The organism is Staphylococcus sp. GDX8P80P (genome assembly GCF_017893095.1).
Lineage (GTDB): Bacteria > Bacillota > Bacilli > Staphylococcales > Staphylococcaceae > Staphylococcus > Staphylococcus borealis.
This window is the reverse complement of the sequence record NZ_JAESMI010000151.1, coordinates 1-1,723: the sequence shown is the minus strand read 5'-3', so window position 1 is coordinate 1,723 and position 1,723 is coordinate 1. Positions and strand designations below refer to the sequence as shown.

At 33.4% G+C, this 1,723-nt stretch carries 1 protein-coding gene; it reads left to right on the top strand.

Translation table 11 applies throughout. The annotated features are described in order from the left end of the window. Positions 1-112 precede the first annotated feature (112 nt). Entirely contained in the window at positions 113-1,495 is a 1,383-nt protein-coding gene (locus KA858_RS11670; protein ID WP_107629965.1) for an aldehyde dehydrogenase, read from the top strand. Positions 1,496-1,723: the final 228 nt, after the last annotated feature.

Genomic DNA, 1,723 nt, shown 5'->3' with positions numbered 1-1,723 from the left:
GTCCTGCTTCATTTTTATTGAAATAAATTTAGGGTATAGATATGATGAATAACATCATACATTTTAATAAAGTTTTTTAATTTAATAAGGATTCATTAGGAGGTATCATATATTGCCGACCATCGAGCAACAATTCGAAGAGAGTAAAGCTTTTTTTAAAACACATAAAACAAAAGATTTGAAATTTCGAAAGCATCAGTTAAAACAGTTAAGTAAAAGCATTAAAAATCATGAAAATGATTTACTTGATGCACTTAAAACAGATTTAGGAAAAAGTCCTGTTGAAGCCTATGCTACAGAAATTGGATTTACTTTAAAAAGTATTAAAACAGCACGTAAAGAATTGAAAAATTGGGCTAAAACAAAACAAGTCGACACCCCTCTATTTATGTTTCCTGCAAAAAGTTATATTAAGCAGGAACCTTATGGCACAGTATTAATCATTGGTCCATTTAACTATCCAGTTCAATTGGTATTTGAACCCTTAATTGGCGCTATCGCAGCTGGAAATACAGCGCTTGTTAAGCCATCTGAATTAACTCCTCATGTTGCCACAGTCATTCGTCAAATTATTGAGGACGTGTTTACACCAGATTATATAGCTGTTGTTGAAGGAGGTATATCTGAGACACAAACATTAATTCAACTACCTTTCGACTATATCTTCTTTACAGGTAGTGACAAAGTTGGTCAAATTGTATATGAAGCTGCTAGTAAAAATTTAGTCCCTGTTACGCTTGAATTAGGTGGAAAGTCTCCTGTTATTGTAGATGACACAGCCAATATCAAAGTTGCAAGTGATCGTATTAGTTTTGGTAAATTTACAAATGCTGGTCAAACATGTGTAGCACCAGACTATATATTAGTAAATAAGAAAGTTAAAGACGAATTGATTGAGGCGCTTAAACAAAGTATTCAAGAATTTTATGGTCACACGATTGAGGAAAGCCCTGACTTCGGTCGCATCGTCAATGATAAACATTTTAATCGCTTAAATGAATTACTTAACGTACATCAACAACATATTATTTTCGGTGGCCATACAAATGCATCAACGCGCTATATAGAACCAACTTTATTAGATGGCATCACACCTAACTCTAAAATTATGCAGGAAGAAATTTTTGGTCCACTCTTGCCTATCATTACTTACGATGATTTCAATGAAGCAATCGATATTGTGCAAAGTAAAGCTAAACCATTGAGTCTCTATTTATTTAGTGAAGATGAAAATAGTACACACCGTGTGTTAAATGAATTATCATTCGGCGGTGGCGCAATCAATGATACATTAATGCACTTAGCAAATCCTAAACTACCATTTGGTGGTGTAGGCATGTCTGGTATCGGTCAATATCACGGTAAATATACTTTTGAAACTTTTAGCCACGGTAAGTCATATATTTTTAAATCTACACGATTAGATTCAAGTGTAATGTATCCACCCTATAAAGGTAAATTTAAATATATTAGAACCTTTTTTAAAAATTTATAAATTCATTCGAAAAAACATATTAAGATTAGCTGTGAAGAAATCTATGACGATAGATTTTTTTCACAGCTATTTTTTATAGTTGTAGAGAGAGTGGGACAGAATTCTTTTAAATTCGTCGTCCACTCCCAGCTTGCTTAGTTTGTAGAATTTCTTAGTGAAATTCTCTTTGTTGGGGCCCCGCCCGCAAGGATGACTAGAACTGAGAAAAGCTTGACTTAAGCGTCTTCT